The sequence below is a fragment of the Serratia sp. CY32780 genome (genome assembly GCF_052169135.1).
Taxonomy (GTDB): Bacteria; Pseudomonadota; Gammaproteobacteria; order Enterobacterales; family Enterobacteriaceae; genus Serratia; species Serratia sarumanii.
The window spans coordinates 1,619,583-1,643,589 of sequence record NZ_JBJNLI010000001.1; the positions used below are offsets into that span (position 1 = coordinate 1,619,583).

17 protein-coding genes are annotated in these 24,007 nt (G+C 62.5%); 7 read left to right on the top strand and 10 right to left on the bottom strand.

Annotated features, from left to right (window positions below):
* The first annotated feature begins 215 nt into the window (after positions 1–215).
* On the top strand, positions 216–1,490 hold the full coding sequence (locus ACJ8HH_RS07900) for a Glu/Leu/Phe/Val family dehydrogenase (RefSeq protein WP_060451579.1): 1,275 nt from the start codon (positions 216–218) through the stop codon (positions 1,488–1,490).
* A gap of 39 nt (positions 1,491–1,529) precedes the next feature.
* Here the strand turns inward: ACJ8HH_RS07900 and ACJ8HH_RS07905 are convergent, their stop codons facing one another.
* A complete protein-coding gene (locus ACJ8HH_RS07905; RefSeq protein WP_033648349.1) occupies positions 1,530–3,068 on the bottom strand; it encodes a long-chain-fatty-acid--CoA ligase in 1,539 nt (512 codons plus the stop codon).
* 134 nt (positions 3,069–3,202) lie between these two features.
* Between ACJ8HH_RS07905 and ACJ8HH_RS07910 the strand changes: the two genes are divergently transcribed.
* Positions 3,203–3,772 (top strand): DJ-1/PfpI family protein, encoded by a 570-nt coding sequence (locus ACJ8HH_RS07910; RefSeq protein WP_033648350.1) that lies wholly within the window; start codon positions 3,203–3,205, stop codon positions 3,770–3,772.
* 7 nt (positions 3,773–3,779) lie between these two features.
* Here ACJ8HH_RS07910 and ACJ8HH_RS07915 read toward each other — a convergent pair whose 3' ends face one another.
* The 6 genes from ACJ8HH_RS07915 to ACJ8HH_RS07940 all read right to left on the bottom strand — a co-directional run bounded on the left by ACJ8HH_RS07915 (position 3,780) and on the right by ACJ8HH_RS07940 (position 12,127).
* Positions 3,780–4,133 (bottom strand): DUF1493 family protein, encoded by a 354-nt coding sequence (locus ACJ8HH_RS07915; RefSeq protein ID WP_033648351.1) that lies wholly within the window; start codon positions 4,131–4,133, stop codon positions 3,780–3,782.
* A 157-nt stretch (positions 4,134–4,290) separates the two neighbouring features.
* Positions 4,291–5,733: an efflux transporter outer membrane subunit gene (locus ACJ8HH_RS07920; protein WP_060451580.1), complete on the bottom strand. Its 1,443-nt coding sequence runs from the start codon at positions 5,731–5,733 to the stop codon at positions 4,291–4,293.
* Between the two features lies 1 nt (position 5,734).
* Positions 5,735–8,872 carry an efflux RND transporter permease subunit gene (locus tag ACJ8HH_RS07925; RefSeq protein WP_060451581.1) on the bottom strand — a complete coding sequence of 1,046 codons (3,138 nt, stop codon included), beginning with the start codon at positions 8,870–8,872 and terminating at the stop codon, positions 5,735–5,737.
* Position 8,873: 1 nt separating this feature from the next.
* Positions 8,874–10,016: an efflux RND transporter periplasmic adaptor subunit gene (locus tag ACJ8HH_RS07930; RefSeq protein ID WP_033648354.1), complete on the bottom strand. Its 1,143-nt coding sequence runs from the start codon at positions 10,014–10,016 to the stop codon at positions 8,874–8,876.
* Positions 10,017–10,230: 214 nt separating this feature from the next.
* Positions 10,231–10,911 carry a class I SAM-dependent methyltransferase gene (locus ACJ8HH_RS07935; protein WP_060387771.1) on the bottom strand — a complete coding sequence of 227 codons (681 nt, stop codon included), beginning with the start codon at positions 10,909–10,911 and terminating at the stop codon, positions 10,231–10,233.
* A gap of 85 nt (positions 10,912–10,996) precedes the next feature.
* Positions 10,997–12,127, bottom strand: a complete 1,131-nt coding sequence (locus tag ACJ8HH_RS07940) for an agmatine deiminase family protein (protein ID WP_060451582.1) — start codon at positions 12,125–12,127, stop codon at positions 10,997–10,999.
* 143 nt (positions 12,128–12,270) lie between these two features.
* On the opposite strand from ACJ8HH_RS07940, the gene ACJ8HH_RS07945 reads away from it, so the two are divergent.
* The 3 genes from ACJ8HH_RS07945 (at position 12,271) to ACJ8HH_RS07955 (ending at position 17,470) form a co-directional block, all read left to right on the top strand.
* Positions 12,271–13,134, top strand: a complete 864-nt coding sequence (locus ACJ8HH_RS07945) for a LysR substrate-binding domain-containing protein (RefSeq protein ID WP_033634584.1) — start codon at positions 12,271–12,273, stop codon at positions 13,132–13,134.
* A gap of 161 nt (positions 13,135–13,295) precedes the next feature.
* Positions 13,296–14,969: a gamma-glutamyltransferase gene (ggt, locus tag ACJ8HH_RS07950; protein ID WP_060451583.1), complete on the top strand. Its 1,674-nt coding sequence runs from the start codon at positions 13,296–13,298 to the stop codon at positions 14,967–14,969.
* Positions 14,970–15,175: 206 nt separating this feature from the next.
* Positions 15,176–17,470: an FdhF/YdeP family oxidoreductase gene (locus ACJ8HH_RS07955; RefSeq protein ID WP_060451584.1), complete on the top strand. Its 2,295-nt coding sequence runs from the start codon at positions 15,176–15,178 to the stop codon at positions 17,468–17,470.
* Between the two features lie 63 nt (positions 17,471–17,533).
* Here ACJ8HH_RS07955 and ACJ8HH_RS07960 read toward each other — a convergent pair whose 3' ends face one another.
* The 3 genes from ACJ8HH_RS07960 to ACJ8HH_RS07970 form a co-directional block, all read right to left on the bottom strand.
* Positions 17,534–18,304, bottom strand: coding sequence for a DeoR/GlpR family DNA-binding transcription regulator (locus ACJ8HH_RS07960; protein ID WP_039566063.1), 771 nt, complete (start codon positions 18,302–18,304; stop codon positions 17,534–17,536).
* Positions 18,305–18,416: 112 nt separating this feature from the next.
* A complete protein-coding gene (locus ACJ8HH_RS07965) occupies positions 18,417–19,640 on the bottom strand; it encodes an FAD-dependent oxidoreductase (RefSeq protein WP_060451585.1) in 1,224 nt (407 codons plus the stop codon).
* Positions 19,630–21,033: an NAD(P)/FAD-dependent oxidoreductase gene (locus tag ACJ8HH_RS07970; protein ID WP_039566058.1), complete on the bottom strand. Its 1,404-nt coding sequence runs from the start codon at positions 21,031–21,033 to the stop codon at positions 19,630–19,632. The genes ACJ8HH_RS07965 and ACJ8HH_RS07970 overlap by 11 nt, the downstream gene beginning before the upstream one ends.
* A gap of 257 nt (positions 21,034–21,290) precedes the next feature.
* On the opposite strand from ACJ8HH_RS07970, the gene ACJ8HH_RS07975 reads away from it, so the two are divergent.
* Together ACJ8HH_RS07975 and eutH are read left to right on the top strand one after the other, a co-directional pair.
* Positions 21,291–22,751, top strand: coding sequence for an FGGY-family carbohydrate kinase (locus ACJ8HH_RS07975; RefSeq protein ID WP_060430250.1), 1,461 nt, complete (start codon positions 21,291–21,293; stop codon positions 22,749–22,751).
* Positions 22,744–23,976, top strand: a complete 1,233-nt coding sequence (eutH, locus tag ACJ8HH_RS07980; protein ID WP_039566054.1) for an ethanolamine utilization protein EutH — start codon at positions 22,744–22,746, stop codon at positions 23,974–23,976. The genes ACJ8HH_RS07975 and eutH overlap by 8 nt, the downstream gene beginning before the upstream one ends.
* The last annotated feature ends 31 nt before the right edge of the window (positions 23,977–24,007 follow it).

The following is a 24,007-nucleotide window of genomic DNA, read 5'->3' on the forward strand; positions in this document are numbered from 1 at the left end:
CATGCATAAATTATGCATGTGCTCGCTCACTGCCGACAAAAAGTAATTAACTATTCATTTACCACCCTGCAGGCGGCGAAAAACCGCCCGCTGGCCCGATGAGCGGGGGGCTAACAACCGGCATAATTAGTGGTAAATTTAGCGTCGCAAAGTGTTATGCGCTTGCTAATCCACGGTTAAACGAAATAAATACCTCTAATATATAAAGGTTGGTTATGGAAAAGCTATCCTACGCTTCAGACAGCAGCACCACCGCTTGGGCTACATATCTGCAACAAATCGATCGCGTCGCCCCTTACCTCGGCGAGCTGTCACGCTGGGTTGATACGCTGCGTCACCCTAAGCGCGCTTTGATTGTCGATATCCCGCTGCAGATGGACGATGGCACCATCCGTCACTTCGAAGGTTTCCGCGTACAGCACAACCTGTCGCGTGGGCCGGGCAAAGGCGGTATCCGCTTCCACCCTGACGTCGATCTGAACGAAGTGATGGCCCTGTCCGCCTGGATGACCATCAAGTGTGCCGCGGTCAACCTGCCGTACGGCGGCGCCAAGGGCGGCATCCGCGTCGACCCGTTCAAACTGTCTGAAGGCGAACTGGAGCGACTGACCCGCCGCTACACCAGCGAAATCGGCTTCATCATCGGGCCACAGAAAGACATCCCTGCGCCGGACGTCGGCACCAACGCCAAAGTGATGGCCTGGATGATGGACACCTACTCCATGAACCACGGCACCACCATCACCGGCGTGGTCACCGGCAAGCCAATCCACCTCGGCGGCTCCCTGGGCCGTGAGAAAGCGACCGGCCGCGGCGTGTTCGTCACCGGCAGTGAAGTGGCCAAGCGTCTTGGCGTGCAGATCGAAGGCGCCAAAGTGGCGGTGCAAGGCTTCGGTAACGTGGGCAGCGAAGCGGCTCGCCTGTTCGTTGGCATCGGCGCGCGCGTCGTCACCATCCAGGACCACTCCGCCACCCTGTTTAACGCCGACGGCATCGACCTGGCCGCGCTGACCGAATACCAGACCAAGCACAAGCAGATCGCCGGCTTCCCTGGCGCCAGCGAGATCGAAAGCGAAGCGTTCTGGTCGGTCGACATGGACATCCTGATCCCTGCGGCGCTGGAAGGCCAAATCACCCGTGAGCGTGCCGAGATCCTCAGCGCCAAACTGGTGCTGGAAGGCGCTAACGGCCCGACCTTCCCAGAGGCGGACGACATTCTGCGCTCCCGTAACATCACCGTGGTTCCGGACGTTATCTGTAACGCCGGCGGCGTAACGGTCAGTTACTTCGAGTGGGTGCAGGACATGGCGAGCTACTTCTGGAGCGAGTCCGAGATCAACGAGCGTATGGACAAGATCATGACCGACGCCATGGTCCACGTCTGGAACAAGGCCGCAGAGAAAGAGTGCAGCCTGCGCACCGCCGCTTATATCGTGGCCTGTGAGCGCATCCTGACCGCACGTAAAGAGCGCGGCATCTACCCAGGTTGATGCCCGTATCCCGGCCTGCCCCGGCAGGCCGGGTTTTCCTCAGCGCAAACAGCGCTTCAACACCTTACCGGTGCTGGTCATCGGCAAACGCTCGACGAACTCGACGATGCGCGGATACTTGTACGCCGCCAGCCGTTCCCGGCTCCAGGCGATCAGCGTTTCTTCCTCGATCGGCTCCTCCGTCTCTTTCAACACCACCACCGCTTTGATCTCTTCGCCCAGCGACGGATGTTCGACGCCGATCACCGCCACCAACGACACCGCCGGGTGGCGAATCAGCGCCTCTTCAATCTCGCGCGGGTAGACGTTGAACCCGCCGCGAATGATCATGTCCTTGGCCCGATCGACGATGAAATAGAAGCCGTCGGCGTCGCGGCGCGCCAGATCGCCGGTGCGGAACCAGCCGTTTTCCAGCACCTCCGCCGTCGCCTCGGGGCGATTCAGATAGCCTTTCATGATGTTGTAGCCGCGCACCGCGATCTCCCCCACCTGATCGACAGCGTCGATCGGCTGCCCGGTGGCGTCGAGCAGGCGCACCTCCACGCCCCAGATCGGCTGGCCGATGGAGCCGGGCTTGGTCAGGCGGTGAGGATGGTTAAAGGTGGCGACCGGGCTGGTCTCAGACAGCCCGTATCCTTCGAGAATGTTGACGCCGAAGCGGCGCGAAAAATCCTCCAGGATCTGCACCGGCAGGCTGGCGCCGCCGGACACTGCCATACGCAGCGTGCTGCGCAAGCTTTCGATATCCGTGTGTTCATCCAGCGCATTCAACAGCGCCCAATACATGGTCGGCACCCCGGCGAAAAAGGTGATGCCGTGCCGTTGCATCAGCGCGATGGCCTGCGCGGCGTCGAAGCGCTCGACCAGCACCAGAGTGGCGGCGGAAGCGAACCCGGCGTTCATCTGCACCGTCGAACCAAAAGTGTGGAATAGCGGCAAGGTCACCAGGTGACGATCGGGGATCGTCTCCGAACCGTCGAACAGCCGCACCGATCCCAAGGCGTTAAGCACCAGATTGGCGTGGGTCAACTCCGCCCCTTTGGCGCGGCCGGTGGTGCCGCTGGTATACAGCACCACCGCGGTGTCGCTTTCGAGCGTCGCGGCCGAAGCGAATTCGGTAGCCTGTGCGGCTATCGCCGCGCTGAAACGTTCCCCCTCGAGCGGCAACCGATCGCCGATGATAAACACCTCACGGCACTGTTCCGCGTTCGCCGCCGCCCGCAGCGCTTCCTCCCCCAGCGGCAGGCCGCTGCTGCCTTCGAAACAAAACAGCGCCACCGCCGCCGAATCCGCCAGGTAATAGTCGAACTCCGCGCTCTTAAGCAGAATATTGAGCGGCACCACCACCGCGCCGCTTTTGAGAATGCCGTAATAGACAGCCGGAAACTCCGGCCGGTTCGGACAGGCCAGCGCCACCCGTTCACCGCGCCGCACGCCGCGCGCGACCAACAGATTTGCCACCCGGTTGGCCATGTCGTTCAGCGCCCGATAGCTGAGCGGTACATCGTCCTGTATCACCGCCGGCCGTTCCGGCCAGGTGCGCGCACTCTCTTCAAGCAAGGTAGCCAGATTCAGCATCGGGGATCCTCCCTGGGTTGAGCGGCGAGAAAAGCGCCGCAGTATCACGAGTATAGATAGGCGCTTCCCGGTTCGCATTCCCAGGGCCGCTGGGCTATACCTTAGGCAATCCCCATCCCGCAGGAGTTGTGATCATGAGCAAGAAAAAGATCCTGATGCTGGTCGGTGACTATGCCGAAGATTACGAAACCATGGTGCCGTTTCAGGCGTTGCAGATGATCGGCCATTGGGTGGACGCCGTGTGTCCCGGCAAAGCCGTCGGCGACTACATCATGACCGCGATCCACGATTTTGACGGCGCGCAAACCTACAGCGAGAAACCCGGCCACCGTTTCACCCTGAACGCCGACTTCGCCACCGCCAAAGAAGAGCACTACGATGCGCTCTTGATCCCCGGCGGCCGGGCGCCGGAATACCTGCGCCTGAATCCCGACGTGATCGCGCTGGTGCAGGCGTTTGACGCCGCGAAAAAGCCGATCGCCGCCGTTTGCCACGGCCCGCAGCTGCTGGCGGCGGCCGGGGTGTTGCAAGGCCGCACCTGCAGCGCCTACCCGGCCTGTGCGCCGGAGGTGCGGCTGGGCGGCGGCCATTATGCGGAGATCGGCATCGATCAGGCGCACGTCGACGGCAATCTGGTCACCGCCCCGGCCTGGCCGGCGCATCCGCAGTGGCTGGCGAAGTTCGTCGAGGTGTTGGAGCAATAACGCGGCGCTAGCGCAGCTGTTCGATAAGAAAGTGGATATCGTACAGCCAGCGTTTGGCGCGCGCGGAACGCACCAGCATCGACACGCACAGCGGCCGAGGGTGTTCTTTGCAGGCGGAGGGGGAAAACCAGCGGCCGGTGTTGGCCGGCGGCTGGAAATACAGCTCGTGGTTATAGTTGCCGCTGTCGACGCCGAAGGTATCGAAGTAGCGGCGCATCAGCGTATTGGAATCGCTGAACGACAGGTTGAGCGCGGTGTTGATCTCGGTTTCCGGGGTGATGATCACGCCCTTCTTCAGCCGCCCTGATGCGTTGAAGGCGGCGATAAGCGCGATGACCTGTTGCTGAATGTCTTCTGCCATGACGACCTCGAACCGGTATGAATAAAAGGGGAATGCGGTTCTCTGTCTGACTCTGCCTGCCCCGGCGAGTTCTGGCCGCCGGCCGGGTTTTCCGTTTCTTTACACTTTCCATAAAAAAACCGCGCGCAGCCACACTCCCGGCGCGCGCGGTTGACGGTTAGCGGCTGAGCGTCGTCTTGTCGGCGATGACACCGTCCCCCTGCCGCTCGGCGGCAACGCCGCCGCCCAACACTTTATACAGGGTGGCCTGATTGTCATACGCGGTCTGCTGCGTGGCGATCAGCGCCTGCTGCGCCGTGTACAGCGTGCGCTGCGCGTCCAGCAGCGTCAGGTAGCTGTCAACGCCCTGGCGGTAACGCAGCTCGGCCAGGCGATAATATTGCTGCGCCGCCGCCACATAGCCGGTCTGCGCCGCCAGCTGTTCCTGCAGCGTGGCCTTGCGCGCCAGCGCGTCGGCGGTTTCCTGAAATGCCGTCTGCACCGCTTTCTCATAGGTGGCGACATACAGGTCTTTCTGCGCCTGGGTGTAGTTCAACTGAGCCGTGTTATAGCCGCCGCTGAAGATCGGCAGGCTGATGCTCGGTGCGAACGACCAGACGCCGGCTCCGTGGCTGAACAACGAGGAGAGTTCACCGCTGCCCACCCCGCCGTTGGCGGTCAGGCTGATCGACGGGAAGAACGCCGCCCGCGCCGAGCCGATATTGGCGTTGGCGGATTTCAGGTTATGCTCGGCCTGCAGCACGTCCGGCCGCTTCAGCAACACTTGCGAAGAGACGCCGGCCGGCAGATCGCGCATGATCCCGCCGAGCGCCTCGATGCCGCTCGGCAGCAGGCTTTCCGGCACGCTTTGCCCCACCGCCAAATCCAGCGCGTTTTTCGCCTGCGCGGCGCTGGTAGCGTAGCTGGCGGCGTCCGATCGCGCCTGCTGATAGACGGTTTCCGCCGACGCCACGTCAACCAGCGACGCAATCCCGTGCTGTTGATTGTTGCGCGTGACGTCCAGCGACCGTTTGGCGCTCGCCATCGTCTGCTGCGCCACCGCCAGATTGCTGCGCTCGGCCGCCACCGCCACCCAGTCGGTGACGATATCGGCGATCAGCGTCAGGCGGGTGCTTTTCGCCGCCTCCGAGTTCGCCAGATAGGTTTCGAACGCCGCGCGCGACAGGCTGGCGTTTTTGCCGAACAGATCCAACTCGAATGCGCTGACGCCGGCCGCGGCTTCGTAGCTTTGGCTCAGCGCGGTGGCGTTGCCGCTGCCGGTCAGCGCTCGCCCGCGGCTGCCGTCGGCGGTGGCATTGATTGTCGGGAACAGCGCCGAGCGCTGCTCGCCGTACAGGGCGCGCGCCGACGCGATATTGGCGATCGCCTCGCGCAGATCGCGGCTGCCGTTCAGCCCCAGCGCCACCACCTGGCGCAGCCGGGCGTCCTGGACATAGTCGCGCCAGGCGACGTCCGGGTAGCTCAGCGCCTGGTTGCCGCCGGCCTCGCCCTGCGGCAGGTTGGCGGGCACCGGCGCCGCCGGGCGCTGGTAGTGTGGATCCAGCGACAGGCAGCCGGTCAGCAGCAGCGGTAAAGTTAACATCATGACTCGTTGCAACACGTTATTCTCCTGCCTGTGACGGCGGGTTGGCGGGCCGACGGGCAAACATGCGGCGCACCAACACATAAAACAGCGGGACGAAAAAGATCGCCAAGGCGGTGGCGGTGATGGTGCCGCCGATGATGCCGGTGCCGATGGCGATGCGGCTGTTGGCGCCGGCGCCGCTGGATACCGCCAGCGGCAGCACCCCGGCGGTGAATGCCAGCGAGGTCATCAGGATCGGTCGCAGGCGCATGCGCGCCGCGTGGACCGCCGCGCCAATCAGCGTTTCACCCCGCTGGTGCATCTCCTCGGCGAACTCGACGATCAAAATGGCGTTCTTCGCCGACAGGCCGATGATGGTGAGCAGCGCCACCTGGAAGTAGATGTCGTTTTCCAGCCCGCGCAGGGTGATCGCCAGCAGCGAGCCCACCACGCCCATCGGCACCACCAACATCACCGCGAACGGAATCGACCAGCTCTCATACAGCGCCGCCAGGCACAGGAACACCACGATCAGCGAAATGGCGTACAGCGACGACGCCTGGCCGCTGGTCAGCCGCTCCTGATAGGACAGCTCGCTCCAGGAGTAGCTGCTGCCGGCGGAGAATGTTGCCGCCAGCTTCTCCATCTCGCTCATCGCCGTACCGGAGCTGACGCCGGTGGCGCCCTGCCCGGTGATCTCGAACGACGACAGCCCGTTATAGCGCGACAGGTTTTCCGGCCCGTAGATCCAGTGCGAAGACGCGAAGGCGGAGAACGGCGTCATGCTGCTGGCGCCCGACGCGTTGGTGCCGCGCACAAACCAGCGGTCGAGATCTTCCGGCTTGGCGCGGTACTGCACATCGCCCTGCATATAGACTTTTTTCACCCGGTTGCGATCGATAAAGTCGTTGATATAGGTGCTGCCGAACGCGCTGCTGAGGGTGCTGTTGACGTCGGCGGCGCTCAGGCCGAGCGCCTGCAGCTTGCCGTTGTCGATCTCCACCTGCAGCTGCGGGGTATCCGGCAAGGTGTTGGCGCGCACCGCCAGCAGCGATGAATTGCCGGCGGCCGCGGCAACGATCTGGTCGCGCATCGCCTGCAGCTCGGCGCGGGTGGTCGCCCCTTTGGCCTGCAGCTCGAAGGTGAAGCCGTCGGACTGGCCGAAACCGTCGATCGCCGGCGGGCTCATGGAGAAGACCTGGGCGTCGCGCAGCGTGGCGAAGTGCGCCATGGCGCGTTTGGCGATGGCGTCGGCGGTGTTCGCGCTGCCGCTGCGCTGGCTCCAGTCTTTGAGGCTGACGAACGCCATGCCGGCGTTTTGCCCGCTGCCGCTGAAACCGAAACCGTTAATGGTAAAAATGGTGCTGACGTTGGCCTTTTCCTGGTCGAGGAAATAGGCGGTCACCGCCTCGCTCACCGCCGAGGTGCGCGCGTTGGTGGCGCCGGCCGGCAAGGTGTACTGCACCATCACCGTGCCCTGATCCTCGTTGGGCAGAAAGCCGGTCGGCAAGCGCAGGTACATCACGGCGGCGGCGATCAACAGCAGGCCGTACAGCAGCAGATAGCGCGTCGGCCGGTGGATCACCCCGCCGACCTTGTCGGCGTACTTCTCCTGCAGCCGGTCATAGCCGCGGTTGAATTTGCCCAGCCAGCCCTTGTCGGTCTGCGCGTCGTGCGCCGGTTTCAGCAGCGTGGCGCACAATGCCGGCGCCAGCGTCAACGCCAGCACCACCGACAGCACCATCGAGGAGACGACGGTGATCGAGAACTGGCGGTAGATCACCCCGGTGGAGCCGCCGAAGAACGCCATCGGCAGAAACACCGCCGACAGCACCAGCGCAATGCCGACCAATGCGCCGGTGATTTCACGCATCGATTTCTCCGTCGCTTCGCGCGGCGGCAGCTTATCCTCGCGCATCACGCGCTCGACGTTTTCCACCACCACGATGGCGTCGTCTACCAACAGCCCGATCGCCAACACCATGCCGAACAGCGTCAGGGTATTGATTGAATAGCCGAACGCCGCCAGCACGCCGAAGGTGCCCAGCAACACCACCGGCACGGTGATGGTCGGGATCAGCGTGGTGCGCAGGTTTTGCAGGAACACGAACATCACCACCACCACTAACGCCACCGCTTCGAACAGCGTTTTCACCACCTCCTCGATCGAGATGTTGATAAAGTCGGTGCTGTCTTTCGGGTAGGCCACCTTGTAGCCCTGCGGCATCGCGCTTTGGTATTCCGCCACCTTGGCCTTCACCAGCTTGGCGGTGTTGAGGGCGTTGGCGCCCGCCGCCAGCTTGACCGCGATCCCCGCCGCCGGGTGGCCGTTGAGGTGCGCGCTGGCGGAGTAGTCCTCGTTGCCCAGCTCAATCCGCGCCACGTCGCCCAGCCGCACCAGCGCGCCGCTGCTGTCGCTTTTCAGGATGATATTGCGAAACTGTTCCGGCGTTTGCAGCCGCGACTGCGCCTTTACCGTGGCGGTCAGCTGCTGATCGGCGGCGGCCGGCAGATCGCCGATCTTGCCGGCGGACACCTGGGTGTTTTGCGCTTCGATCGCCGTCTGCACGTCGGAAGGCATCAGCGCATAGCTCGCCAGCTTGGTCGGATCCAGCCAGATGCGCATCGCGTATTCCGAGCCGAACACCTGCACGTCCCCCACGCCCTCGATGCGCGACAGCGGATCCTGCAGGTTGCTGACTAGATAGTCGGAGATATCGGCCATCGTCGCCTTGTCGCTTTCGTCATACAGCCCGACGATCAGCAGGAAGCTGCTCTGGGATTTCTTGACCGTCACGCCCTGCGCGGTAACCGCGCTCGGCAAACGGCTTTCCGCCTGCTGCACCTTGTTTTGCACCTGCACCTGAGCGATATCCGGATCGGTGCCCTGATCAAAGGTGACGTTGATGCTGACCGAGCCGCTGGAGCTGCTGGTCGAAGAAAAATACAGCAGGCCGTCCAGGCCGGTGAGCTGCTGCTCAATCACCTGGGTGACGCTGTTTTCCAGCGTTTCCGCGTCCGCGCCCGGGTAGGTGGCGGAGATGGAGATCTGCGGCGGCGAGACGTCCGGGTACTGCGAAACGGGCAACGAATTGATCGACATCAGGCCGCACAGCATGATGATGATGGCGATCACCCAGGCGAATACCGGCCGCCGGATAAAGAACTGCGCCATATCACTGCTCCCCGCGTTGGGTTTTGTCGACCGAAACCTCAACCGGCTTCACCGCGGCGCCGATCGTCACCTTGCTGGTGCCTTCGACGATCAGGCGATCGCCTTCGTTCAGCCCGCTGCCGATCAGCCAATTGCTGCCCACCACCCGTTCGGCGCTGACGGTGCGCTGCGCCACTTTGTTTTGCTCGTCCACCACCAACGCGGTGGCTTCCCCTTTGGCGTTGCGGGTTATGCCCTGCTGCGGCGCCAGAATGGCTTTGGGATCGACGCCGTTATCCACAGTGGCATGGACATACATGCCGGGCAGCAGCTCATGTTCGGGGTTGGGGAACACCGCGCGCAGCGTGACCGAACCGGTGGCTTCGTCCACCGCCACCTCGGTCAGCTCGAGCTTGCCGGCGTGAGCATAAGGCGTGCCGTCCTCCAGCTTGATGGCGACCGGCGTGACCGCGCCGCGCTGTAACGCCACCTGCTGGCGCCGCAGTTTAAGCAGTTGGGCGCTGGACTGGGTCAGATCGACATAGATCGGGTCGAGCGCGCGGATGGTGGCTAACGCATCGCTTTGGCTGGCGGTGACCAGCGCGCCCGGCGTCACCGACGAGATGCCGATACGCCCGGCGATCGGCGCCCGCACCTGGGTATAAGCGAGGTTGATGCGCGCCGTCTCCAGCGCCGCCTGATATTGGGCCACCGACGCCACGGCCGCCAGATAGGCGGCTTTGGCATCGTCCGCATCCTGCTGAGAAACGCCGTTCTCTTTCACCAGCGCCGCATAGCGCTGCGATTTGAGCCGGGTAGATTGCACCGTGGCCTGGGCGTTTTTCAGCTGGGCCGCGGCCTGATCGTAGCTGGCCTGATAGCTGGCAGGGTCAATTTGATACAATACCTGCCCGGCCTTGACCTCGGCCCCTTCGGTAAACAGCCGCTGCTTGATGATGCCGTCGACCTGCGGCCGCACGTCGGATGTCATGGTGGCGTTGACCCGGCCGGTCAACTCGCTGCTCAGGGTCACTGACTGGCCGCGCAGCGTGACCACGCCGACCTCCTGTTCTGCGCCCGCGCCGGCTGGCGCACCGGCGTTTTGCCCATCGCAGGCGGCCAACAACAGCGACAGCCCGAGCACCAAAAGCGTTTTCCTCTGCATTGCAATACGATCCCATTGAGAATGACTATTCTCAATATATCGAATGCCGACATTCGCTTCTGAAAGGGTTGCGTAAGGATTCGGTAAAATCTTGTCGAAGCGGGAAATGGTGGAGCAATATCGCTCAGCGTGGTTTCAGCAAACTGGCGCAGCGGTTTTTAGCCAATGCAATAAAGCGTTCCACTTCAGCCGGGGGCTGCGCCACGTAGGATTTTTAGGGTTTAACCAGCCTGAACACCGTTTTGGTGTGCCAATAGTAGTCGATTGCCGCCGCGATATCCGGCATCCACCCGTCCGGTTCATAGGGCACGAAGCCGGAAAAGCCCAGCCTGCGGGCAGAGACCTGGAACCCCGCGGCGGAGAAAATGCGCGCATAGTCGGCCAGCGACCGATCCTGCACCACGGTATGGGTTTCTGCAGCCACCCGTTCACGCCACTGCGGCCACAGCGGGTTGCCGGTGTGGCAACCGGTCACCGCATAGTAAACGCCGCCCGGCTTCAGCACCCGCAGTATATCGGCAGCATGCTGGGCAATATCGTCGATCAGATAGATGACTTCATGACTGAAGGCGATATCGAAATGGTCGTCCCAGCCGTTCAGCCGCGTATCGGTTTGATAAACCACCGGCAGATGCCCTTTCAGCCGGTTGGCTTCATCGACGGACCGGCGAGCGATATCAACGCCAAGCCCCTGCTGAAATGGGCGGAGCTGGTACAGCAGGCGCAGAAAACCGCCCTGATTGCAGCCGAAATCCAGCACCTTCACGCCGGACAGTTCGTTTTCCGCCACCAGGCCGATAAGATGCCGCCAGATGGGCGCATGGCCATCGGCCATGGCCTCTTCCGCGCGCGGATCGCGATACCAGGTGGGAATGGTCGAGGGTGAATCGGTCATGATTTTCTCCTTGTGTCAGCGCTAAGCCAACCACAGCCGATCGTGACAAACAACCCGGTGCGCATTTTTTGAACATTGCGCGGTATTACCGGCCGTGCCTTGGCAGTTGGCTGGTCACGCAGTGAATGCCGCCGCCGCCGGCCGCGATGGCGTCGATCTCCAACTGCACCACCTTGCGCTGCGGATAGAGCGCCGTCAGCAGCGCAAGCGCCGCCCGATCCGCCTGCGGATCGCCAAACTCCGGGGCGATCACCGCGCCGTTGATGACGAAATAGTTGATGTAGCCCGCCGCAAAATCCGGGTTGTTGCGGCTGAATCGGCTGTCGCGCGGCGCCAGCGGCGGCGAAAGCGTATGCACCTGCAGCCGGCGGCCGTCGGCGTCGGTCGCGGCTTTGAGGATCGCCAGATGTTGCTGGGTAACCGCATGGTCATAAGAGGCCGGATCGGTGTCCAGGTTGGCCACCACCACGCCCGGCCGCACGAAGCGGGCGTAAAAATCGACGTGGGCGTCGGTGATGTCCCGGCCTTTAATGCCCGGCAGCCAGATTATTTTGCGCAGGCCGAGCATCGCTTTCAGCTCCTGCTCCACCCGTTCCCGGCTCCAGCCCGGATTGCGGTTCGCATTCACCCAGCTGCTCTCGGTCATGATGCCGGTGCCGTGCCCGTCCACTTCGATACCGCCGCCTTCACCCACCAATGCGCTGCGGCGCAGTTGGGCTGCACCGTAGCGGTTGGCGGCAAACGCCGCCAGGCGCGCATCCCTGGCATGCCGCTGTTTATTGCCCCAGCCGTTGAAGTTGAAATCCACCGCTCCGAGTTCGCCGGCGCCGTTGACGACGAAATTGGCGCCGAAATCGCGCACCCAGATGTCATCCAGCTCGGTGACGACATAGCTGACGTTGTGACTGCCGCAGGTGGCCTCGGCCAATTGCCGTTCATTGCCGCGGCAAAATACCGTCACCGGCTGAAACTCGGCGATGGCGCGGGCGATACGCCCCTGCGCCGCCTGCACATCCGCCGTGAATTCGCCCCAGATGGCCCGCTGCGCGCCGAAGGCGAGAAACGCCCGCTGCTGCGGTTCCCCTTCGTCGGGCATCCGCCAGGCCGGATTAAGCGCAGCTTCTGCGTGACTGCGTAACGGAATGCCTAACGAGGCCGTCAAACCGACCCCGGCAACGGCGGAAAGCTGTTTAATAAACACGCGACGAGTTGACATTGAAGACCTCTTTTAATTATTTATAATTCAAAAAGTTAAACGAATAATTCACGTTTATGCGGTTGAATCTTATGCTAGTCTTCCCCTGGCACCGCGACAAACGATATATTTAGCGGATATCTGATTAGACAGGCTTATCGATAATGTTAAAACACTGGCCCCCTTTGAGCGCGCTGCGCGGTTTCGAAGCGGCGGCGCGCCTGGGCAGTTTTCATCAGGCTGCCGAAGAGCTGCACCTTACCCAGTCGGCCATCAGCCAGCAGATCCGCAGCCTCGAAGCGTTTCTGGAGCAGCCGCTGTTCTTCCGCACCGGCCGCAGCGTGGCGCTGACCGACGCCGGCCACGATCTGTTCAGCACCGCGCAGGTGATGCTGCAACAGCTGGCGGTCGGCATTCGCCGTTTGGATCAGTACCGCAAACCCAACCAGCTGATCGTCAACACCACCCCGGCTTTCGCCCGCCACTGGCTGACGCCGCGGCTGGGCGACTTCAATCGGCAGCATCCGCAGGTCGACCTGTGGCTGTTCACCAGCTTTGAACCGCCGAATATGGCGACGGACAGTATCGATCTGGCGATCCGTGACGATCTCAGCGCGCAGGCGGACTGCACCTTTAACCTGCTCTGCAGCGACCGGCTTTATCCCGCCTGCCACCCCAGCCTGCTGGCGTTGGCGGCGGAGCAGCGCGTGACCCTGCACGGCGAACGGGAGATGGACTGGAGCCACTGGACGGTGGCGGGCGGCGCGCACGTCGGCCAGCGCGACAGCGGGCTGAACTTCTCCGATCCCGGTCTGCTGCTGGACGCCGCCTGCAATGGCCTCGGCATCGCGTTGGTCAGCCAACTGCTGGCGCAGCACGCGCACGACGCCGGGCTGCTGCAACCGTTAACCGAGCAACGCGTGCGCGGCGCCAACTGGGCGTGGCTGCTGCACCGCGACAGCGAACACAACCCGCTCGCCCGCCACTTCTGCCAATGGCTGCAGTCGGCGCTGCCCGCCGGCGCATAACGCGCCACGTCACGATTCGCCACTCTGGTCAGGCGGCCCCGCCTGACCGCTGCTACCTTCAATAAAGCGCCGCAACAGCCCGAAGAAAACGCGCTAACCTGCTGTTTCAAAATAATTAGTTGAATTCACCTGATAACTGAACATCGCTAAAAGGATCGTCTATGTCTGCCGGTTTATTGAAAACGATAGCTCTGAGCGTGGCCCTGGCCTGCCCCCTTCCCGCCGCCTTTGCCGCCGATCTCACCGCCGGTGCGGTCGCCGCCCCGGATCGGTATGGCGCTAACGTCGCCGCGCAGATTCTGCGGGCCGGCGGCAACGCGGTCGACGCAGCGGTCGCCACCGCCTTTACCCTGGCGGTCACCTACCCTGAAGCCGGCAATATCGGCGGCGGCGGCTTTATGACGCTGTACGTCGACGGCAAACCCTATTTCCTCGACTACCGCGAAGTGGCGCCCAAGGCCGCCGGCAAAACTATGTATCTGAACGAGAAAGGCGAAGTGATCGAAAATCTTAGCCTGGTGGGCAGCCGCGCCGCCGGCGTGCCGGGCACCGTGCTGGGGTTGTGGGAAGCGCATAAACGCTTCGGCAAGCTGCCGTGGGCCGAACTGCTGACGCCGGCGATCGGCTACGCCCGGCAAGGTTTCACCGTGGCGGATCAGCAGTATCAGTACCGTGAAGACGCCAACAAGCTGTTCGCCGGGAAAACCAACTTCGGCGACTATTTCGGCGCCATGAAGCCCGGCGCGGTGTTCAAACAGCCGGAGCTGGCGGCCACGCTCGAGCGCATCGCCAAGTCGGGCGCCGACGATTTTTATCACGGCGAAACCGCGCGCCTGCTGGTGGCGCAAATGCAGCGCGACAATGGGCTGATCGGCGCGGCGGATTTGGCCGACTATCGGGTGAAATGGCGTGAACCGATGCGCATCAGCTGGCGCGGCAACACCGTATATACCGCCCCGCTGCCCAGCTCCGGCGGCATTGCGCTGGCGCAGCTGCTGGGGATAAAAGAGGATCGCGCCGCCGATTTCAAGGGGGTGCCGCTGAACTCGGCGCGCTATATCCACCTGCTGGCGGAAATCGAAAAACGCGTGTTCGCCGATCGCGCCGACTACCTCGGCGACCCGGATTTCACTCACGTGCCGGAAGCGCAGCTGATCGCCCCCGACTACTTGAAGAAACGCGCCGCCGAGATCAACCCGACGGCGATCTCGCCGACCGAACAGGTGCGGCCGGGGCTGGAAACCCACCAAACCACCCACTTCTCGATCGTCGATGCCGCCGGCAACGCGGTCAGCAACACCTATACGCTCAACTGGGACTTCGGCAGCGGCGTGGTGGTTAAAGGCGCCGGCTTCCTGCTCAACGACGAGATGGACGACTTCAGCGCCAAACCCGGCGTCGCCAATGCCTTCGGCGTGGTGGGCAGCGACGCCAACGCCATCGAGCCGGGCAAACGCATGCTCTCCTCGATGAGCCCGACCATCATCACCCGCGACGGCGAGGTCAGCCTGGTGATCGGCACGCCGGGCGGATCGCGCATCTTCACCTCGATCTTCCAGGTGATCAACAACCTCTACGATTACCATCTGCCGCTGGCGCAGGCGGTGGCCGCCCAGCGCGTGCACCATCAGCTGTTGCCGAAGGACACCCTGTACTATGACAGCTTTGCCCCGCTGACCGGCAAACCGGCGGACGAGCTGAAAGCCATGGGCTACACCCTCGAAGACCAAGGCTGGAACATGGGGGATATTCAGGCCATCCGCATCGATGGCCGCACGCCGGAAACCGCGTCCGATCCGCGCGGCCGCGGCGTCGGCCTGGTGGTGAACAAGTAACGCCCCGGCGGCCCGCCTCCGGTTAGACGGGCCGCCGCTCTCCCCGCTCAGACTGCCGCTGCCCCCTTTTTCACTCATCTATACTGAATCGACAGGCCCGCGCTTAACGGCGACGGCGCCTGGGTTCCGTTTTGGACGATAAAGATAATATTCATGATAAATCAATCATCTGTAATTATCGTAAGCGATGTCGGAGGCAAGCAACCATGGCGAAAAGACGAGCAGTACCTGGAATTCATCCTTACGATGGGCCCGCCGGCGGTTGGGGCGCGCTGAAAGCGACGGCCATCGCCGTGCGCACGCAGATGGATACCTTGGAAGCGCCGGTGACGCTGATGCGCACCAATCAACCCGACGGGTTTGATTGCCCGGGATGCGCATGGCCGGATAAAGAACATCGCTCCACCTTCCAGTTTTGCGAAAACGGCGCCAAAGCCGTGACCTGGGAAGCGACCAGCAAACGCGTGACGCCCGAATTCCTGGCGCAAAACACCGTGACGTCGCTGCTGCAGAAAACCGATTATGAGCTGGAGGATTATGGCCGCCTGACCACGCCCCTGATCTATGACGCCGGAACGGACACCCTGCGCCCGCTGGCCTGGGACGAGGCGTTTCAACGCATCGCCGACGTGTTGCAGACGCTGCCGCCGGAGCAGGTGGAGTTTTATACCTCCGGCCGGGCGTCCAATGAGGCGGCCTACCTGTTCCAGCTGTTTGCGCGGGAATTCGGCAGCAATAACTTCCCCGATTGTTCCAATATGTGTCATGAGCCGACCAGCGTTGGCCTGCCGCAGTCCATTGGCATCGGCAAAGGCACCGTCTCGCTGGACGACTTTGACAGCGCGGAGCTGATTATCTCCATCGGGCACAATCCGGGCACCAATCACCCGCGCATGATGGGCACGCTGCATGAGCTGGCGCGCAAAAAGGTGCCGATCATCGTGTTCAACCCGCTGCGCGAACGAGCGCTCGAGCGTTTCACCGATCCGCAAAACGTCATTGAAATGGCGACCTACAGTTCGACCCCTATCGCTTCAACCTACTATCAGGTCAAAGCCGGCGGCGACGCCGCGGCGCTGAAAGGCATTGCCAAAGCGCTGCTGCAGCTGGATGAAACACAAGGCAATGCCGTGGATCACGCCTTTATTGCCGAGCACACGGAAGGATTTGCGGCTTTCGTCGCCGATCTGGCGGCCACCCGTTGGGAGGCCATCGAGGCGGAGAGCGGCCTGACGCGCCAGGATCTGGAACAGGTCGCCGCCGCCTACGCAAAATCCAACGCCACCATCGTGACCTACGGCATGGGCATTACGCAGCACAATAAAGGCACCGCCAACGTGCGCCTGATCGCCGATCTGCTGCTGCTGCGCGGCAATATCGGCAAACCGGGCGCCGGCATCTGCCCGCTGCGCGGCCACTCCAACGTGCAGGGCAACCGCACCGTCGGCATCACCGAAAAGCCCTCGGCCGATTTTTTGGCGAAGCTGGAAGCGGTGTTTGGCTTCACGCCGCCCAAAGCCCACGGGCATGATGCCGTGAAGTGCATGCAGGCGATGATCGACGGCGCCTCGAAAGCGTTGATCTGCCTGGGCGGCAACTTCGCCGTGGCGCTGCCGGACCCCGAGCAGAGCTTCCCGGCGATGAAAGCGCTGGAATTAAGCGTGCATATCGGCACCAAACTCAACCGCAGCCATCTGTTGGTGGCGAAACAAACCCTCATTCTGCCCTGCCTGGGGCGCACTGAGCTGGACATGCAGGCCGGCGGGCGGCAATCGGTGACGGTGGAGGATTCGATGTCGATGGTGCATGCCTCGTCCGGCAAACTCAAACCGGCGTCGGAACTGCTGCGTTCGGAACCCGCCATCGTCGCCGGCATGGCCAAAGCGGTGATGCACGCCAGCAAGGTGCCCTGGGATGAGCTGATCGAAGATTACGATGTGATCCGCGATCTGATCGAAAAAACCATTCCGGGCTTCGACGATTACAACGCGCGCATTCGTCAACCCGGCGGTTTCCGCATGCCGTTGCCGCCGACCGAACGCCAGTGGCCGACGGCGACGGGCAAAGCGATGTTTTCCGTGTTCAGCGGGCTGCATGAAGACGCGGCCATCGCAGAGAAAGACACGCTGCGGCTGATTACGCTGCGCAGCCACGATCAGTACAACACCACCATCTATGCCCTGGATGATCGCTACCGCGGGGTTTTCGGCCGGCGCGACGTTTTGTTCATGAATGACAGCGATCTGCAACGTTTGGGGCTGGAGCATGGCGACGTGGTCGACCTGGAAACGGCGCTGCCCGGCTGTACTCAGCGCCTGGAGGGCATCACGGTGATCGCCTACAACATCTCGGCCGGCTCGGTCGGCGCCTACTATCCGGAGGCCAACGTGCTGGTGCCGTTGCATTACATCGATGAGGAGAGCGGCACGCCTTCGTACAAATCGGTGCCAGTTCGCGTGACGCTGAGATCCAAAGAGGTGCGTGAGGTCAAGATCGCCTAGAGGAAAGCGGTTTGAAGGCCTTCTCCGGGTTGCTCGGCCCGGAGAAAGGCTGCTCATAACCCTTTATACCTGTGCGACCAACACATTGACGTTGGCCGGGAAAACCAGCCCCTCCAGCGCGTTGCCGCTGTCGGAGGTCACCAGATAATCGATCTCGGGCCATTTGGCCACCAGGGTCATCGCATGCCCGCGCAGCTTGTTTTCATCCGCCAGCACGATGCATTTGCGGCTCTGCGCAATCATTTTGCGCGCGATGGCCGCCTCATTGACGTTTTGATCCATCACCCCGGTCTGCACATTGACCGCGCCGGCGCCGATGATGGCGTAATCGGCGAAAAACGCCTCAATGTTATTCAACGCGATCGCCCCCAGGCACTCCATTTTGGAGCCGATGAACTGCCCGCCGATCAGCACCACGTCGATGGAGTCATTTTCCAGACAGACGTTGGCGATCAGCGGCGAATTGGTGATGACCGTCAGCTGATCGACGGTCGCCAACTGCCGGGCGAACTCCAGCGTGGTGGAGCCGAAATCCACGAACACCGTATCGCCCGGCTGGATCAGCGTCACCGCTTTCTCCGCGATGGCGCGCTTCTCGGCCTCGGCGATTTTGGCCCGTTCATTGAATTCATGCTCGAATTTGAACTGGCTGCTGACCGCGCCGCCGTGGATCTTCTTGATCAGGCGATAATCTTCCAGCTTGTTCAGATCGCGCCGAATGGTTTCCTGCGAAACCTGGAATTTATCCGCCAGCTCATTCACGTAAACCCGGCCGTTGGCCTGGATCAGCGCCAGTATTTCATTGCGCCTATCCACGGAATTAGAGATATCCATTCACATTACACTCGCTGCCTTAAGTAAGAGTGACTGCCTCCGCCGGACTCGCGGCGTCAACTGACCGAATACTACGGGTTTCATGGCGTTAGACGCAAGCCGTTGCCGTCGTTCACCCGGCGGATTCGATGCTGATGTGCAGCGCGTCACGCTCGCCGTCGGCCGGCAAAGCGATATTGCGCAGCAGGATCCGCCGTTCCGGCAGGCAGCGATGCGTTTTGCGATACAGCACTTCCTCGCCCAGCCGCACCACCACCGAACCGGACACCGCCCGCTCTACCCGCATATTGATCGTGACCGTGCTGGGTTTGCCGATCAGCGCCACGTTGGCAGGCGCGGTCAGGCGGATCCGCTCGTCGTGCCGCACCGGAAGCATTTGCCGCGCCGGCGGCAGCGTGCGCCGCAGCGAACGGGCAACGGCTTCGCCAACGCGCAGCCCTTCCTGATAACACTGGTCGCCCATGTCCGCCGGATGCAGCATGTTGCCGACGGCGAAATAGGCGGCGTCGGAACAGCGGCCGAACTGGTCTGTCAACGGGCAGCCGCTGTCCGGCCGCTGCGCCAGGTGGCTCTGGCGGATCAGCGTATACTCCCCGGTGAAGCGGCCGGTGAAGATCAGGCTGTCGCAGGCGATGCGCCGTTTCTCCCCGCGGCGGTTCTCCACCTCGATGGATTCGACCCGATCGCGGCCGGCAATATCGGTCACCCGCGAATAATAATGAATCGGCACCCCCATCATGCGCGCATAGAGCGCGCTCAGACGCCAGGCGACGGGTCTGCCGCCGCTTTCAATCATGGCGACGGCGCGCACGCCGGCGTTGCGCAGCGTCCACAGCGCGGAGAAACTGACCAGCTCGGTGCCGACCACCACCGGCGCCTTGCCCGGCTGCAGCCCGCGCAGATACACGAACTGCTGCAGCGCGCCGGCGGTCAGCACGCCCTGCGGCCGCAGGCCGCTCACCAGGCGCGGATGGCGCGGCGTCTCGCGCACGCCGGTCGCCAGGATCACCCGCTGCGCTTTCAAGGTGCTGACGCCGTGGCGATCCGTGATGGTCAGCTCGCCGTCCGGCTTGATGGCGAGCACCGTCACGCCGGTGCGGATCTCCACCTGCCCGGCGCGCGCCAGTATCTTATCGACATAGGTGGAGCCGAGCATCGGCCGGTAAAACGTTTGCAGCCCGAAGGTGGGGTGCCGGCAGTGTCTTGGCACGCCGCCCGCTTGTTGCTCCCGCTCCAGGATCACCACATCCTCGATCCCCGCCTGCCGCAGCGCGGTCGCCGCGGCGATCCCGGCCGGCCCGGCGCCGACAATCGCCACCTGATACTCAGTTTTCATCAATGCTCCCTACGGCCAGCGTCTGGCCAAAACGATCGCCCACCATTTCCGCCACCCGGCTGCTGCAATAAAAACCGTTGCAGCGCCCCATCATCACACGCGTGCGCCGCCGCAGCCCGCCGATGCACTCCGGCGGCACGGCGGAATCGAACGCCGCCTCGATTTCCCGCTGGGTCACCAGCTCGCAATGGCAAACGATGCCGCCGTTGTCCGGGCGCGCGTAATCGCGCAGCGCGTAGTCGGCAAGCATCGGCATCTGCGGCCAATGCACGGTCTGCGGCGCCGTCGGCGTGAAGCACGGCGTAAAATGGTCGCGGTAAAGCTGCTCCACATATTGCGCGATGCCGAGCGCCGCCGTCAGGCCGGTGGAACGAATGCCCGCCACGCAGATCCACTGCCGCTCGGGATAGTGCTGAATGCGATAGTGTTTCTGCTCTGTCGCCGGGCGCAATCCGGCATAGCTGGCGGTCACGCTGTAATTTGCCAGCGTGGGCAGCAGCCGTGTCCCCTGTTCGATCAGCTCGCGCATTTTGGTTTCGTCCACCGTCGCCGTCTCGCGATCCTGCTGTTCTTCGGCGGTCGGCCCCAGCAACAGATTGCCAAAGATGGTTTTCGACAGCAGCACCCCTTTGGTGATCGCCGTCGGTACCGGCAAGATGATGGCGTTGACCTGCCCGGCGGCGGCCTTGTCGAACACCAGGAACTGCCCTTTGCGCGGGCGGATTTCAAACTCGGGCTGATGGCAGAAACTTTCTACCCGGTCGCCCTGATTGCCGGCGCAGTTGATGACGATTTTGCCGTGAAACTCGCCCCGGTTGCTGGTTAGCCGCCAGCCGGTCGGCAAGCGTTCGGCGCCGGTCACCTCGGTATTGAAGCGATAGTCGCCGCCGTGTTTGACGCCCTGCGTCAGGTAAGCCAGCGGCGTGCTCCAGGGATCGATCACGCTCTCGCCCGGCACCTCTACCGCCGCCAATGCGCCGGGCGCCAGCTGCGGCTCACGGCGATACAGCTCGGCGGCGTCGATCTGCGCCACGTCCGGCACGCCGTTGTCATGCGCCTGCTGCACGATCGCGGGCAGCGCCGCCAACTGCTGCTCGTCCCAGGCCACGACCAGCGCGCCGGTGGGCAGCAGCGGCAGATTCATTCGTTCGCGAATGGCGATAAATTCTCGGTAGCCGGCCTGCATGCAGCGCAGCTCCAGGCTGCCGCTGGGCGCATCGAAGCCGGTATGCAGCAGCGCGCTGTTGGCTTTGCTGGCGCCGGACAGGATATCGCCCCCCTTTTCCAACAGCAGCGTACGGGCGCCCATCAGGCAGAATTTGCGGAATACCGCACACCCGACCACACCGCCGCCAATCACGACAATGTCCCAACCCGTTTGTTCTTCCATCATGCTGATGTCCCGTTTTGATGTGATAACCACAATAAAACCACACAATAACCGCATTTGAAATGACAAAAACAACATAACTCCCAAAAAAAAGCGGCAGAATGGGGTGATAAGCAAAAAGTATGAGGTCGATCACGCGGGGTTATTTTATCTTGTGATTTATGTTGCTTTAATGTGTGAAATTGAAGATAGATTATTAAAACAGTCACACAACCAACACCAGGCACAATAAAAAACAAAACCTATAAGAGAGCGAAGCAATGATGAATCAACGTTATGCCGCGATTGATCAGGGAACCACCGGCACCCGGGTCGTGGTGTTCGGCGAAGACGGCAGGCACCATTCGCCGGCCAGCATGCCGCACAAGCAGATCACCCCCAATCCGGGCTGGGTGGAACACGACGCCCTGGAGATTTTGGCGAATATCCGCCGCTGTCTCAGCCAGTGCGACATGGTGGACGCCATCGGTTTGGGGCATCAGGGCGAAAGCCTGCTGGCCTGGGACGCCGACAGCGGCCTGCCGCTGTACAACGCCATCGTTTGGCAAGATCAGCGCACCGAGCCGGAGATCCAGCGCCTGAAACGCGAAGGCGTCGAACCGCTGGTGATGGCGAAAACCGGCCTGCCGCTCGATACCTACTTCTCCGCCAGCAAGATGGGCTGGCTGATGAACAACGCCCCGGGGGCCAGGCAGCTGGCGCAACGCGGCCGCCTGCGGCTCGGCACCATGGACGCCTTCTTCCTGTTCCACCTGTGCGGCCGGCATCTCACCGACTATAACTCGGCCTCGCGCACCTCGTTGTTCAACATCCATACCCTGCAGTGGGACGAGGAGCTGTGCCGTTTGTTCGGCGTGCCGATCGACAGCCTGCCCGAGGTCAGAGACAACATCGGCCACTTCGGCGACGTGGCGCTCAACGGCAAGCCGGTGCCGCTGTCGGCCTGCATCGTCGACCAGTTTGCCGGCACATACGGCCACGGCTGCCATCAACCGGGGCAGATGAAGATCACCTTCGGTACCGGCGCCTTTTTACAGGCGATCACCGGGCCGCGCCCGATCGACGCCGGCGAGTCCGGCCTGTTGCCCACACTGTGCTGGAAGCTGCCCGGCAGCGAGCCGGTGTATGGCTTGGACGGCGGCGTTTATAACGCAGCCTCCGCCATTAACTGGGCGAGAAAGATCGGCCTGTTCAACGACTTCGATGAATTCGGCGATTTTCCGGCCCAGCCGGCCATCGCGCGCGGCCTGGCCTTTGTGCCCGCGCTTTCCGGGCTGGCCTGCCCGTATTGGGATCGCTCCGCCGCCGGGGTGTGGGCCGGCCTGTCGCTGGAAACCGAACGCAAGGATCTGCTGCAGTCGATCCTCGAAGGCATCGCCATGCGTTCCGCCGAGGTGATCAACGCCATGGATAAGTTGAAACCGATCGGCGACAGCATTTCGGTGGACGGCGGTCTGTCCGCCAACCGCTATTTCACGCAGTTCCTCGCCAACCTGATCCAAAAGCGCATCGTCACGCCCGCCAACAAAGAGATCACCGCTCAGGGCGTGGCGCAGTTGGCGCGTAAAGGGCTGGGTATGGAACAGCCGCTCAAGGTGCTCAACCGCTATGAAGTGACGGAGCCCGCCGAGGTCGATATGGCGGTCTGGTTCGCCCGCTATCAGGAAATCATCGCGCGCTCGCGCGGCTTACGTTCATCGCAGGAGGAGCACCATGGCTGAGTTCGGTAATTTCATCATCTATATCATCATGGCCGGCACCCTGATCGGCGCGCTGGCGTCGATCGTCAAACCGGAAGGTGAACTGGGGCGCGAGTTCGTCAACGGCATTCACGCCATCGGCCCGGTGTTTCTCGCCCAGGCAGGTATCATGGCGGCGATCCCGATCATCTCTTACCTGATCATGCACAGCATCGGCCCCTTCTTCTCGGCGCTGGGCTCCGACGCCTCAATCGCGGCGTTGGCGGTGATCGCCGTGGACATGGGCGGCTATCAGTTGGCCGACGCCATCGCCGCCAACCGCGACATGTGGATCGTCGCCATGCTGGTGGGGTACACCTCCGGCGCCAGCATCGTGTACCTGATCCCGGTCGGGCTTATCATGCTGAACCGCGACGACCATAAATATCTGGCGCTGGGCGCGATGGCGGGCCTGATCAGCATTCCGTTCGCCGTGCTGATCGCCCTGGTGACCATCACCTTCAATAACCTGCCGGTCAGGGAGATCATTTCCACCACCTCGCCCGCCGCGCACTACCTGCAGCTGGACTTCCTGCAGGCGCTGCGGCTGCTGTCGCCGCTGTTCGTCCTGTGTTTCCTGCTGGCGCTGGGCCTGAAGCTGCGGCCGGCGGCCATGGTGAAGGGGTTCCTGATCTTCGGCAAGGCGGCGGACGCCTTTATCAAACTGGTGCTGGCGCTGTGCATTATCGAGCATTTCACCGGCGTGTTTAAAAAGGTCTTCGGCGGCTGGGTATTCGATCCGTTATTCGCCGACAAAGACGAATTATTCCGCGCCATCGAGATTGCCGGTTACATCGGCATTATGTTGGCGGGCACATTCCCCATCTGTTATTTGTTCCAGCGCTATTGCCGCAAGCCGATGCATTTCATCGGCAAAAAACTCGGCTTATCAGATACCGGCGCGCTGGGCTTTATTATGGTGTTGGCCAATATCATCGCGGTTTATCACCTGTTCAAAGGCATGCGGGCGCGCGATAAGGTGCTGTGCGTCGCCTTCGGCATCTGTGCGCAGGCCACGTTGGGCGATCACCTGGCGTTTACCGCCAACTTCCAACCTTCGCTGGTGCTGCCGATCATGATGGGTAAATTCCTCGGCGGCATGATTGCCGTGCTGATCGCCATCAAGATCTCGGTGCCGGAAGCCGAATTGCTGGAAAAAGAACAGACGCAAAGGCAAGCGACGGCCATCGCCGCCGCCGCTCGCTGAATTTATCCCTGCACCATAAAAAATAAACGGG